This window comes from Niabella sp., from assembly GCF_030150205.1.
Taxonomy (GTDB): Bacteria; Bacteroidota; Bacteroidia; order Chitinophagales; family Chitinophagaceae; genus Niabella.
Window position 1 is genome coordinate 149,814 of sequence record NZ_JASLGT010000004.1, and the last position, 15,582, is coordinate 165,395.

At 44.9% G+C, this 15,582-nt stretch carries 9 protein-coding genes; all 9 read left to right on the forward strand.

All coding sequences use genetic code 11. The features are described from left to right. The first annotated feature begins 27 nt into the window (after window positions 1-27). Complete coding sequence (locus tag Q1V85_RS03215; protein ID WP_300597393.1) at window positions 28-1,344, forward strand: IPT/TIG domain-containing protein; 1,317 nt, start codon at window positions 28-30, stop codon at window positions 1,342-1,344. Window positions 1,345-1,407: 63 nt separating this feature from the next. Continuing rightward, entirely contained in the window at window positions 1,408-2,733 is a 1,326-nt protein-coding gene (locus tag Q1V85_RS03220; protein WP_300597395.1) for an alpha-L-fucosidase, read from the forward strand. An 835-nt stretch (window positions 2,734-3,568) separates the two neighbouring features. Beyond that, window positions 3,569-6,508 carry a SusC/RagA family TonB-linked outer membrane protein gene (locus Q1V85_RS03225; protein WP_300597397.1) on the forward strand — a complete coding sequence of 980 codons (2,940 nt, stop codon included), beginning with the start codon at window positions 3,569-3,571 and terminating at the stop codon, window positions 6,506-6,508. Between the two features lie 124 nt (window positions 6,509-6,632). Further along, the gene (locus Q1V85_RS03230) at window positions 6,633-8,132 is read left to right on the forward strand and encodes a RagB/SusD family nutrient uptake outer membrane protein (RefSeq protein ID WP_300597399.1); all 1,500 of its coding nucleotides are present in this window, start codon (window positions 6,633-6,635) and stop codon (window positions 8,130-8,132) included. 29 nt (window positions 8,133-8,161) lie between these two features. Next, window positions 8,162-8,854 (forward strand): hypothetical protein, encoded by a 693-nt coding sequence (locus Q1V85_RS03235; RefSeq protein WP_300597401.1) that lies wholly within the window; start codon window positions 8,162-8,164, stop codon window positions 8,852-8,854. Between the two features lie 166 nt (window positions 8,855-9,020). Next, window positions 9,021-9,935: a DUF5007 domain-containing protein gene (locus Q1V85_RS03240; RefSeq protein WP_300597403.1), complete on the forward strand. Its 915-nt coding sequence runs from the start codon at window positions 9,021-9,023 to the stop codon at window positions 9,933-9,935. An 80-nt stretch (window positions 9,936-10,015) separates the two neighbouring features. Next, on the forward strand, window positions 10,016-13,186 hold the full coding sequence (locus Q1V85_RS03245; protein WP_300597405.1) for a SusC/RagA family TonB-linked outer membrane protein: 3,171 nt from the start codon (window positions 10,016-10,018) through the stop codon (window positions 13,184-13,186). 144 nt (window positions 13,187-13,330) lie between these two features. Beyond that, window positions 13,331-14,803, forward strand: coding sequence for a RagB/SusD family nutrient uptake outer membrane protein (locus Q1V85_RS03250; protein WP_300597407.1), 1,473 nt, complete (start codon window positions 13,331-13,333; stop codon window positions 14,801-14,803). Between the two features lie 45 nt (window positions 14,804-14,848). Then, complete coding sequence (locus tag Q1V85_RS03255) at window positions 14,849-15,580, forward strand: hypothetical protein (protein WP_300597409.1); 732 nt, start codon at window positions 14,849-14,851, stop codon at window positions 15,578-15,580. The last annotated feature ends 2 nt before the right edge of the window (window positions 15,581-15,582 follow it).

Consider the following 15,582-nt stretch of genomic DNA (forward strand, 5'->3'; position numbering starts at 1 on the left):
GTTAAACTGGTCTTTAATAAAAACGATATGCAAAAGAGATTTATTACTTCTATAGCAATAGCCGGGTATATAATAGTATCGGTTCTTTTTACCGCCTGTAAAAAAAACGATCCGGAAATAGCGGGCGGCGCTCCGAGTATTGAAAGCTTTACACCCACGCAGGGAGGCAGCACTACAGAAATGCTTATTAACGGGAAGAACTTTAGTGCGGATACTTCGAAGCTCGCTGTATCCATTAACGGAAGGCGCCTGAAGATCATTGCGTCCAATGATCACCAGATCATGGCGATTGTTCCCAAAAAAACAGGCTCGGGTTCGGTTACGGTAACGGTGGGCGGACAAAGCGCTACCAGTACGGATGTTTTCACTTATCAATATGTGCATGTTGTTTCTACGCTGGCGGGAAGCGGAACGCCGGGTTTTGCAAACGGCAATGGCACCAATGCGGAGTTTCATTTCTATGATCCGGTCAACAACTGGATCCGTGCTTCGGGGATCGTGGTAGACCGGTCTTTAAATGTATATGTAACAGATGCGGGGAATAACTGCATCCGCAAGATCGATTCCGCCGGTAATGTATCCGTATTTGCAGGATCACCTGGTAACCCGGGGCATGCCGACGGCAAGGGCACCGGTGCAAAATTTTACTGGCCGTTTTCACTGGGGCTCGATGCAGACGATAATGTATATTGTGTGGACGCCATTAACTGGGATATCCGTAAAATTACACCGGACGGAACCGCTACCACTATCGCCTGGACAAAGAACGAGCCCTGGAACATGACCGTAAATAAAGCAACGGGAGATATTTATTATTCAAACATATGGGCATCTCAGATATATCAGTTAAAAAAAGACCAGTCCTTTCATGATGTGATCGCAGGGGGCTTTACATGGGCCACAGGTCTTGCCTGCGACCCTGACGGGAACATTTATACAGTAGGAATGGGCAACCAGGCAATATGGAAAATTGAAGCAAATACATGGAAGACATCCATTATCGCCGGGGCAAAGAACAACGAAGCAGGGTACGTGAACGGCATTGGTACCGCTGCGCGCTTTACCAATCCCTGGGGGCTGGCCGCTGACGATGCAGGCAATTTATACGTAGCCGGAAACGGAACGGGGGATGGAGGCGCGAATGCCGACCAGTCGATCCGGTTTATAAAAGCCGATACCCGGGAGGTAAGCACGTTTGCCGGAAGCGGTACGCCCGGTTTTACCAATGGAGTGGGCGGAGCAGCTACCTTCTCCGGTCCTATCGGGGTTGCGGTAGATAAAAATGGCGCCGTGTATGTATTAGACAAAACGAATAATGCAGTCCGGAAGATCGTTTCCGAATAACCGGCCAGGCGGTTACGGCAGAAAAAAATAACACTTATATAGTTCACTTCTTATACAATAACAATGATAAATAAAGTATGGGTGATGGCGGCACTCTGCCTTATAACCATAACCGGGTCATCACAAACAACATTGGTTAATCCACGTACGGATAAAAAATTGCTGAAGCAGTTCCAGGATGCAAAGCTGGGTTTGTTTGTACACTGGATGGCTTGTTTTACACCGGCTACCGGTGATTCCTGGGAAATTGGTCGGAAAACGCCCAAGCGGGTTGCCGATTCTATTTCACTGGCATGGGACCCTGAAAAATTCAATGCGAAGACGATCGTGGATTTTGCAGTAAACGCCGGTTGTAAATACATTACGGTAATCTCCAAGCACCATGACGGGTTCTGCATCTGGGATAGCCGGTATACTTCTTTTGACCAGGAAAGGCTGAAATTTAAAAAAGATATCCTGGGCGAACTGGGCAGGGAGGCACACCGGCGGGGATTGCTTTTCGGGATCTATTATTCCATTCTTGATATTGAACAGATGGGATGGGATAAGATGCCGTTCGATATTGGTACTATGCCGGAACCCAGGGGAGGCAAGGCGAACTTTGTACAGTTTACGCACAACCAGGTAAAAGAGCTGCTTACAAAATATAAACCGGATATCTTGTGGTTTGATGGATACTGGCTGAAACAATACTGGACAAATGAAGATGGAAGAAAACTGTATGCCGATATCAAAAAGACAAAGCCAAATACCTTGTCAAGAGGATTGTCGTCGACAAGAGTGAATGATGAAGATGTTTTTGTACCGGATGGATCTGCCGGTGACTACCTGTGTATTGAAGCCAAAACATCGGAAGGTCCTGCTTATCCCTGGGAAGCCTGTACCAGTGTAAGCTACCCGGTATACGCGTATGATCCTGCTGCCCCGTTGAAGAGCAAAAAAGAGCTGATCACCATGTTTGATAAGGTGGTTTGCGGGAACGGAAATTTTTTATTGAATATCGGGCCCGACCGGGATGGTACATTACCCCAGCCCCTTACTGCCCGTTTTTTAGAGCTGTCGGATTGGGTGTTAAAAAACAAGCAAGCCATTTATAATACCAGCGGCGGCCCGTTCCGGCAGGGCGATTGGGGCGGTAGTACTTATAAGGGCAACCAATTGTTCCTGCATCTGCGGAAGGATATGGATGAAGTTGCGATCCGTGCATTAAAGGGGTATAGCATTTTGTCGGCAAAAGATGCCGGCACCGGAAAACCATTGACATTGATAAAAACAGCTACCGGATATTCAGTAAAATTACCGCCGGCAAATGAGGGTGAACTGATACCGGTAGTAGCGCTCCGTTTAGATAAACCCTTTCGGTTTAACGGGTGGCTGTCTTTAAATTAGCTTCACATTTCGTTTTAACCGCAATGAGCGCCTGGCCGCCAATGCCAGTAGTACAAAACTTTAAATACAAAAAAAACGGCAAGGCCGTTTTTTTTATTTCCTGTAAGGCTGTCTTATTACAACAGCCGTTGTACGTGTATCTTCAATAGTCTTACAGAGCTTGCGTGCTTTAATAAAAGAGCACTGATTAATAACATACAACACCAGTTCTTCCATTTGAAGAGTTTCGTCATTTTAGTTGGCCTAAAAGTTTTTATGATCTGGCGTTCATATACAACGGCGCTTACAAACGCGCTGATTCATCTTGCAAAAAACAGGGGTTGGATACTGTTGGCAGGCTTACTAAAAAAAAATTAATACCCCGGCTGAAAAAATATATTTTTTTTTTAAAAAAATTTTATATTTTGTGTAAGATTCGACCTAAGAGATTTGTTTTCGATTGCTAAAAATAAAATTGAAAATATTAAACAAACGATGTGCTGCCCATTAAGCCTGGATTTTTTTTTGATTGATTAAAAGTAAAGCAGGAACGGTAAATATGAAACTCCGTTTTTTGCGTTGATGTATTGAACCTGTCTGCTCAAACGAATGCGCAAGGCAGGTAGATAGAGATTGTTGAGCGAATATGAAAACGGCGATAACCACCATGTCTGGAAAATGACGGTAGTGATTGCCTGGCCGGGGAATGTTCCCTATGGAGACCTGTAATAAACCATAAACAAAAACTTAAACCATAAATCAACTATCATGGCCGGAAATTATATTCTGCGCTGAGGCGCGTCGCGGCGTTTTTAGGCAACTTTAATTTGTGTTTCATCTTTAAGCTAATTTAACTGTGAGCAAAAAAGGTTATTATCTCATTATTGCGCTATCCTCTTTGTGCCTGGCATGTACCGCGGGGTATAGCTATGGCCAGGAGCTTCCGGAAGATTCTTTATCGGTCGCCGATAGCAGTTTGACAATGGAAACATCCGATTCTGTAAGCTGGAGTTCAGCCTATAAAACCGGAATACTGCCCCTAAAGTATTTCAGAAGCCAGCCCTATGTTTCTATACAGCAAATGGTGAAAGGGAATGTTGCGGGCGTATATGTGCAGGAACCTTCCGGGGAACCGGGCACTGAGCAGTATATGTTCATTCGTGGATTACAGGCACCGCTTTTATCCAAAAAGGATTTGTATGCACAGCAGCCTACCGTATTTGTAAACGGTATTCCCCTGATACCGGATAACAATATGGTGTTTGATATACAGGTAACTGATTATACCCGTATTGGACCGGCTACCAATTTCTTATCTGTTATAGACAGCAGGAATATCGAAAGCATTAAAATATTGAAGGATCCGGCAGACCTTGCCAGGTTAGGGCCCATTGCTGCAAATGGCGCTATATGGATTACTACAAAAAATACAAAAAAAGGAAGTAATGAATCCTTTGCAAGCACTTATTTTGGATATGCATCTAATGAACGCGTAACGCCGGTTAATGCAGCATATGAAGCGGCCTGGAGAAAGCCTTTTTATGACAAGTATGCTTCGCCGGAAAATCTGCGTGTGATTCCTACTTATTTAAGAGATATAGCAGACGGGAATTATTATGGCCCCGCTAACTGGACTGATTTATATTATCAGTCGGTTCCCATCTATTCGGCAAGTGCAGGCATGCTATTGGGAAAGCATCCGCGGGCAAATGTTGCCCTTTCTGTGAATCACACCACGGATGGCTCAGGGCAGGATAATGCAAAGCTGAAAAAGTCAGGCTTTTCGGCCCGCACCAGTTTAAAACCATTTAACTGGATGACGTTTACAGCGTTGTTTAACGGAACACATTTAGATCGCTATCGCAACAGGAGCTTCAGGGAGCGCCTTTCGGAAGTGCGGTATACGCCTTCATTAAGCAGCCCCCTGCCACCGAATAAAGCGGCGTACCAGCAATACCTGGATATTTTTTCTGCAGCAAGTAAAGAACCGCACGACGATAACCAGGTGAATGCATTGCAGGCAATGGCTGAGATCAATGCAGATCTTACCCGTGCCCTGAAGTTTATTTCAACCTTTAATATCGATTATAACGAAAATACCAGGGACGCTTTCTGGCCGCGCGCTTTATTGGAAAAAAATAACTTTACATCCAACTACTTCGGCTACAACCAGCGGGTACTGATCACCAATGCATTTCGTTATGCGTATCCGCTCGATGAAAACAGCCGTTTTACCATTGAGGCCGGTCAGTCGTATCAATCAGATGTTCAAAAATATGATTACGGGTATGGGTACAATACGCCCAATGATAACATCAAAGTACGCCCCATCGACATAGATCCTAATAAAATAAACGAGCAGCCTTTTCAATATTTTCTCGTTGCCAGCGACAAGCAGCGGATTGGGGTGAGCTCCATATATGGTAGTTTGAATTATTCATACAAAAAAACCTTTGACGTTAGCGCTATTGTGCGCCGGGACGGAGGATCATTCATTCAGCCCGATAAACGATGGATTACCTCACCCATATTGAGTGCATCCTGGAACCTGAAAGATGCGCTGTTGAAAGAACAGGCAGCCTTTAGCAATTTTGTTGTAAAAGCATCTTATGGTGTCATCGGTATGCCTTATTCCACCGATTATTACAGCAAGGGCCCCATTTATGTCTCCTCTGGTATCAGCTGGCCCAGCGATCCGGTCATTCCGTCCTATATAGGCTCCGGTGTAGCGGCAAGGCCCTATTCCCTGGGGTGGGTGAGTTACGGAGTTGAATGGCAAAAGGCACATAAGGCAAACCTGGGATTGAATATTGGTGTGCTGAACAACAGGGTAAGTCTTGCATTGGATATTTATAATAACGACAGCAAAAACCTGTTGCTATTAATGCCGGCTCCAAGAGAAACGGGATATTCAGGCGTTTACAAAAATGGCATGGCTGTTAATAACCGGGGTATTGATGCAACAATTGAAGCCACCCTTTTAGCAAATCCCCGGTCAGTAAACTGGGTATCTGCCATTAATGTAAATTTCAATAAAAATAAACTCACCGCACTGCCGGATGGAAAGCAATCTGTAGTGATCGGCAACCGGTTGCTTAAGGTCGGTGAATCCATCGATGGGTACTGGTTGCTTCAAAACCAGGGCATTTATAATACCCAGTCCGAAATACCGGTAAAAGACGGGCGCATTCAAACCTTTAATGGAATTGCGCTTAGCCCCGGAGATCCAAAATGGAAAGACAACGGCGATAATATAATTGATGAAAATGATAAGGTTTTAACCGGGCATTCGTTGCCGGTAGTATCGGGAGGTTTTATCAACGAGTTTTCTTATAAACAAATTTCATTAAGCATTAACCTGTTTTTTGCTGCGGGTCAAAAACTGCTAAACCAGGAAATTTCGAACCGGTTGAATTTTGCTAATAATGATAACAGCAATAACCTGTCAACCGTAAAAGAAATTACCTATTGGCAAAAAAACTTCAATCCGTCCGACTACCCTTTATACAATCCCTGGAGCAATGTGGACCCATTTCAGTCTGAACAGGATCTGTTTCTTCAAAATGCCTCCTTCGTAAAGCTTAGGGCCGTAACACTGAGCTATCGTTTTGGCAACGGCCACAAGAATGTATTCTCTAATTTGGAAGTATATCTTTCGGGAACCAATCTGTTTACCGTATCGCCCTTTAAAAATGGCGATCCCGAGCTTGTCAATTACCAGGGCTATTATACCGGTTATGCGCAGCGATTGCCACGCACCATTACGCTGGGCGCAAGGGTTTCTTTTAAACATTAAAATGGCAGATCCATCAAATAGCAATCTTATGTATAAAAAGTTTTCAACAAACCGGTTTACGAAAATTGCATTTACAGGTTTTTTCTTTCTGGCGATCACATTGTCATGCAATAAAAAGCTTGATATGGATTCCCAACATCTGTACGGTGAAACCGTGGCATGGGATTCTTACGACGATATTAACAGTAACTTTTTTGGTGTTTATAGCTTGTTTAGAACGGCATTGGCCACCAATAATAACTATTTGTTATGGGGAGAACTGCGCAATGGCGATTTCCTGTCAAGTGCCCGCGCTGATCTTAAAGCGGTTATTGAAGGGCAGCTGAATACCCAGTTCCCGATATTGGAGGAAATGAAGGACTGGAGAAGGTTTTATGCCGTAATTAACGCCATCAATTTATACATAGAGCGCTCAGGGGAAGCGATGGTTGATACCCGGTATACAAGGGTTATGAACAACCTTGATATCGCGCATATGCGTTGCCTGCGTGCATGGGCGTATTTTATGATGGTGCGTATCTGGGGGGATGTACCTTTTCTTACCAGTTCATTTGACGGCGCATTTCCTCAGGTTCCAAGAACGGACCAACGGAAGATTCTTGAATTTTGCGAAGCAGAAGTATTAAAAGCAGTAGACTTTTTGCCTTATATATATGGCGGATCAGATCCCCTGCAAACGGGTAACTTTCATTTGCAAACTTCTGATCAATATAGAACGATGCTTTTTGGAAGATTGGCAGCCTACGGTTTGCTGGCGCATATTGCAGCATGGCAGGGACATTACGCCGATGCAGAAGTATACGCGCAGTTTGTAATCGATCGCAGAAGCAGTGGACAGTTGGATTATGCCACTACGGGGCAGCTTACGGCATCTAATGGTGTTTTTTATGACCGGGGTGCCGAAAATGGAGGCCCCAGGGTGTTGATGGGGTTCCCTTTATCCTGGCAGTTTGGTGAATCTGGCACCAGCGGAGATGGGCATATTGAAAGCTGGACCATGGCTGCTCCCTTTACCTCCAAATCGATTCCTGATCTGTACGTTCCGGCCGATTTAATTACTGCTGTTTTCACCAGTCCTACAGATCAGCGATTCCGGTTTGATACCGTGCGTACTTCTGTGGTGGACAGCACCCTCAGGATTGTTACCGCCGGGGAGTATTTTAAAAATTTCTTTTCGTCCACGCCTATTTTCAGCAAGATAAAAGTATTCAACAATGGCAGAAGCAATGCCGACGGATCTGTCAATTTTGCCGTATACAGTTCCAATATTACCTTTTCACGGTTGGATGAAATGCGTCTTTTAAAGGCAGAGGCCAGCGCAGCAATTGGCAATACCAATGGGGCAATAGCTGCGCTGAACGAGCAATTGATCAGCCGGGGCGCCAATACTTATTCCGCTACCAAGGACGGTGATCTTTTGGAAGCTATTTTTAAGGAGCGCAGACGGGAGCTGATTGGTGAAGCCTGGCGATGGTATGATCAGGTACGCTATTATAAGCTAAGACGCAATAACGCCGGCTTTAATAAGCTTATTGACGAAGGGGGTATTTATTGCCCGGTTTCAAAAGCGGTCCTTGCCAGTAACCCTTCCATTCAACAGTATCCCTATTGGACCAATAAATAGTTGCGTTAATCTGAAAAAAATGAATGATTATGAAAAATCTTAGGCAATATAAAACCGCAGCTTTCAGCTTCTTGTTGCTACTGATCATTGTGGTTGCGGGAACCGGTTGCAGCAAGAAAGCAAATGGCCCGTATTATACGGCTGAATATAGTACTACGTTCAAGGATAATATTTATATGTATTTGAAGCAGCAGCCTGCGGGGCATTTTGACTCGCTGTTATTAGTGCTCGACCGGGTGCCTGCAATCAAAGATTCACTGCAGCATCAAAGCGGTATTTCTTTTTTTGCAATCGATAATTCCAGCTTTGCCACAGCACTTAAAGGGCTTAACCAGGTGCGGGCGCTTCAAAGCAAGCCGGCGCTTTCGTTGTCCACTATCGACCAAAAACACCTGGATACGCTTTTATGCAGGTATGTACTGAGCAGCGCGGTGAATATCGATTCGCTTACACAATATTTTGAAGGTTTGAATTTTCCTTCGCTGCGCTACGGGTATACAATGAAAGTGATTTATAATAAGAAAAGCGCCGGCGGATATGTGCAGGGCGGGCCACTGGAACTTTCATTTGTGGATATTAAAAATTCAATTTTTAGCAGGTTCTGGGTTACTACATTCACGGTAGTGTCTGGTATTAATGCCTCCAATGGAATTGTATTTGATCTTTCGCCAGGCCATGTGTTTGGATTTGGTGAATTTTTGTCAAGATTGTTAAACACATAATCATAACACCGGCCTGAGGCCTTTTAATACATTGATTAAAATATTTGAAATGAAAATAAAGTTTTCGACGGTGATTTTTTTGCTGCTGGTTTGTTTCGGTTGTTTTATAGCATGCGTTAAAAAGTTTGTGCCGGAGGATCGTGTTCGATTCAACAATACGAACGCAATGTTTAAGCAAACGGTGCTGGAGCCTACGCTCGGAAGATCCTTTGTGACGCTTACCTCCGATTTTAATTTTGATGGATCAACACAGCCGCTTACGTTTAAAATTCTGAACCTGCGCACATATGATAATAAACCGGCTCCGGAACTTGAAAATGTTTTTGAAGTGAAAAGCTGGCAGGAACTTTATACCGGCAATGAAACTTCTTTAAAGGAGATTGAAGACAAACGGGTCACCACTTCCAACCGGTTATTTGAAATAAGATCGCACTCCGGACAGTTTGTTATGAGGTCCGAGGCCAATTCCAATTTAATAAGGTGCCAGCCCGATTCTGGATATGTTTTTGATGTGGAGGTGAGCAATGCCGGTGGCTCTAAGTTTATTTCGGGCATGCGCCTGAAGCCCTTCCGGCAGCTGCCCTATGAGCCCAACAGGTTCGATCGCTTAACAGGCCAGGTTACTTCAGGGGCGATTACGCCCGGGTTGGTAAGTAATGTGTTTGGTGAAAGCCGGGGCGGACGGTTAAGTGAAAGTGATGTGAACATTATTTTTTTAAAGACCGGGAACGGTAATTCCCTTACGTTTAAATTTTTAGACACCATCCAAAAGCCGATCGATCCCCACAAATTTGATCTTACCAAATGGGCCACATTGGTACATGGTTTTGATATGCAGCTTTCAGATACTGCTGTTAAATACAGCGTGGCATACCCTATACCGCTTCTCACACAGTACCCTACAAAGTATACAAATTCAGCGGGAACAATGGCGCATGCTGAAATCAGCTGGGACCGGATGGGTTTCGGCAATCAGCGCCTATTGGCGCAGATCCTGTTTGATTTTGCGATTTATGAAAAGGGCGACTGGCAGATCATCTTTTGGTTTAAACGGGATAACCCACGGTTTACGGATGGATGATGCTAAGGGCAGGAACACCGGGAACCTGGAATGTTTGTAAAACTTTATTGTTGAGAGAATTTATAAGAGAAATTTTGCTTATGCGATATATTTTGTTAGCCATGCTTTGCTGTTTCGTTTTTTCCGCTACAACGGTTGCGCAAAACAAAGGCAAATATGAAGGAGTGGTTATAGATAAAGCAACGGGCCAGCCGGTTCAGGGCGCCTCTATTGCCCTGGCTGGTAGCGATTCAAAAGTACTGGGTATTACAGATTCAAGCGGGCACTTTTCGGTTGCTGCAGCTGAAGGCGCTTCTATTACAGTTACGCATATATCGTATCAGAATAAAACCCTGAAGGCCGTATTGGGATCGCCTCAAACGATAGAAATGGAGGAGCCGGACTCCGACTCCAAGAAGGTAGATGAAATCGTGGTACAGGGTTATAGAAAGGTTTCCAAGGATCGCAATGTGGGATCAACGGTTAAGATCAGCGGAGAGCAGCTCAGGTACCAGCCTGCATCCAGTGTGGAATCGCTGCTGCAGGGCAGGGTACCGGGTCTTAACGTGCAAAACATCTCCGGCAGTCCGGGTGTACGTAGCGTGGTACAGTTGCGGGGTTTGTCCTCAACCGGCATTATGGGATCGGGTACAGACGCTATTTTAACGCCCACGTCGCCCTTGTTTGTAATTGACGGTGTGCCTTTCGACATGAATACGAACTTTGAATACGCAAATGCCGCCGGCGGCCAGGGCGCCAGTCCGTTATCCATTATTCCGCCTGATGATATCGAGGAAATTGAAGTGTTGAAGGATGCGGCATCCACCGCTTTGTGGGGTTCAAGGGGTGCGTACGGTGTGATCCTGATTACCACCAAAACCGGTAAGGGACCTCGGCCTGTTTTTAATTTTTCGTCCAATGTTTTTTATAATTCGGTGCCCCAGCTTAGACGGGTGATCGGGGGACGGGGAGAAAGAGATATCCGGTTGGCGCAAATTTTAGCATACGACACTTCTTTTGCCAACTGGCAGGGGCTCGCAGATATTAACCGGTATCCGTATTATTCCGATAGCTTGAACCGGTTTTTCAATAACAGTGTAAACTGGCAATCGATCTTTAAAAGGCCCACTACCAATTTTACTACGAACCTGAATGTGTCCGGGGGGATGAAGGACTTTAAATATAAAATTAATCTTGGTTATTACCAGGAGTATGGTATCCTGCAAAATACCGGGCTTACAAGGTATAGTATCAGTTCCGGCCTGGGGTATGATAACAAAATACTGAATGTGATTTTTAACGTCAGTTCCGGAATTACCCGCCAGCAGGTGGGGTCTGGTTCTGCTTATTCTCAGCGGGGTATTGCCGCAGCTGAAGCCGCATCCTCTTTGTTACCGCCACCTTCCGCATTTTCTGAAAATGCCAGTGCGGTTGCAGGTATTGCGTCAAAAAACGACAATAAGGGACTGGTAGTAGCGCCCAATCTTGATATCAGGCTTACCGCGCTTAAAGGCCTTGTGCTGCATACCCGGTTTAACTATTCTTTAAATTCAAATGTGTATGATAACTTCAAGCCCTCACTCATTAATTCGGGGCGGCCATCGTATACTACCAGCAACCAGAAAGACAATATGCTGAACCTGCTAACTGATGTGAACTATGTTAAGTCACTGGTTAAAGATGAAGAAGAAGTGCATACGTTTAGTCTTTACCTGTTTAATGAAATTACCAGGGCGGTGAGCCGGGGAAATTATTACCTGATAAATAGTGCCGGCAATGATAATTTATATGGACCCGTTACCTACGATTTTGTAAACACAAGAGACGGTGTGATCAATAATTTATTTGACCGCAGATCGGTAGGATATGGCGGCGTATTTACCTATGATTATAAGCGGAGATATGTATTGAACTTTCAATACCGGTCAGAAGGATCTTCGAACAACGGGCCCAATACCGGGTTTGTTAAAACACCCAATATCGGTTTTACCTGGAACCTGCACCGCGAAAAATGGTTTAAAAACTTTAAGTGGGCCAATGAAAGCCGTTTCAGGATAAGTTATGGTAACACATTGATACCTACCGGTAGTATTTTTGATGTATATGGCAAGCTGGAACCCTATGCATTTACCTATGTGGGTAAACCCACCATTGTGTACAACCGGGATGCCCTTCCCAATGTAGACTTTAAGCCGATTACCAATACAACGTTCAACTTTGGTTATGACGGTGAGTTTTTTAGGAACCGGTTATCGCTGGTGTACGATTTTTATTACACTTCCATTGATAATGATGTTGCTGCTATCGGGTTGGCGAATACGACCGGGTTTGGCTCCATCAAGGTAAACGACCGGTCGCTGGTAAAGTATGGTCATGAACTGGCGATCACTTACCGGTCTGGAAACCGGGGCGATTTTAGCTGGGACCTTACCATAAATGGCGCTTATAATAAAAACTATGTAGCCAAGCTGGAAAACGGCCTTAGCCAGTTTACCACTGTTTTAAGGGAAAAAGATATTGATTTTCCCATCCTCGTAACGGTTGGGGGCAAACCCATTACCACGCTTGCCTATAATACGGTAGGTGTGTACGCAACCGATAGAGATGTAAAGGTAGACCCTGTTACCGGTAAACCCGTAAGAGTGGGCAACGTTTTTTTACGGGGAGGCAGTCCCCGGTGGACGGACCTGAACGGCGACTATATTATTGATCAAAATGACATGACCGCCCTGTACGATCCGCTGCCCAAGGTAAATGGAGGTATTTTTCTAAACTTCAGATACAAACAATGGAGCGTTAATGCCGATGTAACCTATACCTTGTTCAGGGATGTGCTCAATACCGCTCTTGCCGATAAATTCCGTACGTTTTATAACCCGATTGGTTTTGATCTGTATAAAAGCGGTGCGGCAATACCCATTGACCAATATGATTACTGGAAGGCGCCCGGTGATGTAGCCCGCTATCCGAACCCCTTTGACTACCGCACGAATGGAACCATCGACCCTTACCGGTACAACCAATCCCTGTTCCTGGAAGACGGATCGTATTGGAAATGGAACCGGATCGCGTTAAATTATATGATCAAGAGTGAACTATTGCGCAAGTTCAGGGTAAGCTCGGCGCGTATTTACGGGGTACTTCAGAATGTGTTTATTATTTCAAAATATTCAGGTGCAAATCCTGAAAACGTTTCCACACTGGGCTTCGATAACCAGGGGGCCTATCCCAACCCCAAACGGTATTCTATCGGGGTCAATATTTCATTTTAAGGAATGAACCGATTTGTAAAATACAGTGATCAAACTATGAATTCTAAAACCGGTATGATGAATAAATTAATATGCACAATCACCATAACATGCCTTGTGCTTGCAATGGTATGCGGTATTGGCGGTTGCAAACGATTTTTAAATGTGAACCCGCCCCTGGCGCTTTCGGGTAACAATTTCTGGAAAACTACCGATGATTTTGACCAATACATCGCAGGCCTTTATGCCAAGTTTCGCCGGAAAACGATGGGGCAGTCTGGCCCGGGGCTGGATTGCTGTGATATCCAGTTTTTTCCTGCAGTGGGGGACTTTCGCTGTGCGCCCGTTGTTGGAGTAGACGCTGGCGGCAGGGCTTATATTACGCTGGCGGCCAATAATGACCTTAAAACACTCACGGGCAGCTATAACAATAACTACTGGTCAGGTACTTTTGGGCGCATTACCGAATGGGGGCCGTTTTACGATATTATAGCCGGTTGCAATATTATGGTAGACGCAGTAACTAACGACAAAGACGTATTGCGGAAAGATAAAAGGGATCAGTTTTTGGGAGAAGCTATTTTCCTGCGCAACCTTGTTTATTTTATGATGGCCCGCCTGTATGGCGATATTCCTTATTACACCAATGCGTTTAACCGGAATGCAGAACCACGCCAGGAAATGGTTCCGGTACTGCAAAAGTGTTTGGCAGACCTGGGTACGGTTGTAAACAATATGCCCTGGACCTACATCGATCCGGTTGACAAAGGAGCCCGGGCCATGCGTGGAAGTGCCCTGGATCTGATGATGAACATTAATATGTGGTGTGCCGGCTTTGATAAGGAGAACAAGGAGAAATACTGGAAGCAAACCGATTCGTTGGGTGAGGTATTACTTACCCAAAACAATGGATCGTACCAGTTAATGCCCATTACCCAAATGCATGAAGTATTTAAAGGCGGTACGCCGGAAAGTCTTTTTGAAATAAGACAGAACCTGAATACCGGCGAACGCTTCGGCCTGTTTGCCTCCTTTGCGGATAACGTACTTACAGCGCCTTATAAACCCAATGGAACCACCCGCACGTATGCAGGCTATAATCCGGCATTTATGCAGCAGTTGTTTCCGACCAACAAGAACGACCTTCGGTGGAGCCTGTTTTTTTACCAGCCACAGGGCAATACCGATCCGCACCGGTTACAGTGTATTAAATTCCTGAACATTTACGCGGTGCCGGGTGAGGATGTAAACCCCGATGACTGCCAGATGATATTCCGGTTGCCGGATGCAATATTGCTGCAGGCAGAGGCCTGTGCCAATATAGGCGGCGCTAAAAAACAAAAGGCGATCACGCTTCTCGATATGGTGCGGAAGAGATCGGGGGCCGATTTATATGTAGAAGGCGAAACGCCGGGACTTGACCTGTCGGATGCCATTTATTACGAGCGTTGTAAAGAGCTGTTTGGCGAGGGGTATTATTATTTTGACCTGGTAAGAACGGGCCGGATACTCGATCCGAAATTTTGTTATCATCCTATTTCCGAAAATGATTTTGCATTGGGGGCATGGACCTGGCCCATCAGTTCCTCGGCCCTCACGCAGAACCCGGGTATGCGGTTGAACAATTATTGGCAATAAAAGGTATTTAAAGGGACTTTTAATTGGGACGTTAAAATGAGAACCATGAAAAGAATTCAGTTTCTTTCGATTTATATGTTAGGAGTTGCGGCGCTGCTCTGCATGGCCGGCTGTAAAAAAGACAATTACTATGAAGATACAAAGACGATTAATCCCAAATTCGATGGTACCGTAGTACAGTATCTGCAAAGTAACCGTTATCACCTCTTCGACTCCCTGTTAAGGATTATAAAACTTTCGGGTATGGAAGATGTTTTTCAGAAAGAGCAAATTACTTTTTTTGCGCCCGCAGATCCATCGATCATTAATTCTATACGGATTTTAAACCAATCTTTGTTGGCGCAGGGGCGAGATACGATTTCCAATCTTGCACAGCTGCATCCTGATTTTTTGAAGCAGCAGCTTTCAAAATATCTTTTTAAAGGGTTACGGCGTTTAAGCGATTACCCGCAGCTCGATCCTGATAACTTTCGCGTTTATGGGGGGGAGTACTATACCTCCTACATGGGCAAAAATATGCTGATAGGCGCGGTGTTTAATAATGCGGGAGGCGTACAGTACGCCGGGTACCGGCAGTTATATATCGGGTATCCGGAGGGCGATACACCACCGGCCGGAAGACTGCCGGAAATTTTTCGCGTTGCCACTGTCGATATTAATCCCACGAATGGAATTGTGCACGCGCTTAATTATTCGGATGCCTTCTTTTTTGGATTTTCACCGAGCGATTTCATGGTAAGCGCTCAAAACTTTGGATTCGACTACTCAAAAAAATAATT

Excerpts from the sequence above, each read along its gene's own strand:
- Q1V85_RS03215 (WP_300597393.1), top strand. The coding sequence starts at position 28 with ATGCAAAAGAGATTTATTACTTCTATAGCAATAGCCGGGTATATAATA.
- Q1V85_RS03220 (WP_300597395.1), top strand. The coding sequence starts at position 1,408 with ATGATAAATAAAGTATGGGTGATGGCGGCACTCTGCCTTATAACCATA.
- Q1V85_RS03230 (WP_300597399.1), top strand. The coding sequence starts at position 6,633 with ATGGATTCCCAACATCTGTACGGTGAAACCGTGGCATGGGATTCTTAC.
- Q1V85_RS03245 (WP_300597405.1), top strand. The coding sequence starts at position 10,016 with ATGCGATATATTTTGTTAGCCATGCTTTGCTGTTTCGTTTTTTCCGCT.
- Q1V85_RS03240 (WP_300597403.1), top strand. The coding sequence starts at position 9,021 with ATGTTTAAGCAAACGGTGCTGGAGCCTACGCTCGGAAGATCCTTTGTG.
- Q1V85_RS03235 (WP_300597401.1), top strand. The coding sequence starts at position 8,162 with ATGAAAAATCTTAGGCAATATAAAACCGCAGCTTTCAGCTTCTTGTTG.
- Q1V85_RS03255 (WP_300597409.1), top strand. The coding sequence starts at position 14,849 with ATGAAAAGAATTCAGTTTCTTTCGATTTATATGTTAGGAGTTGCGGCG.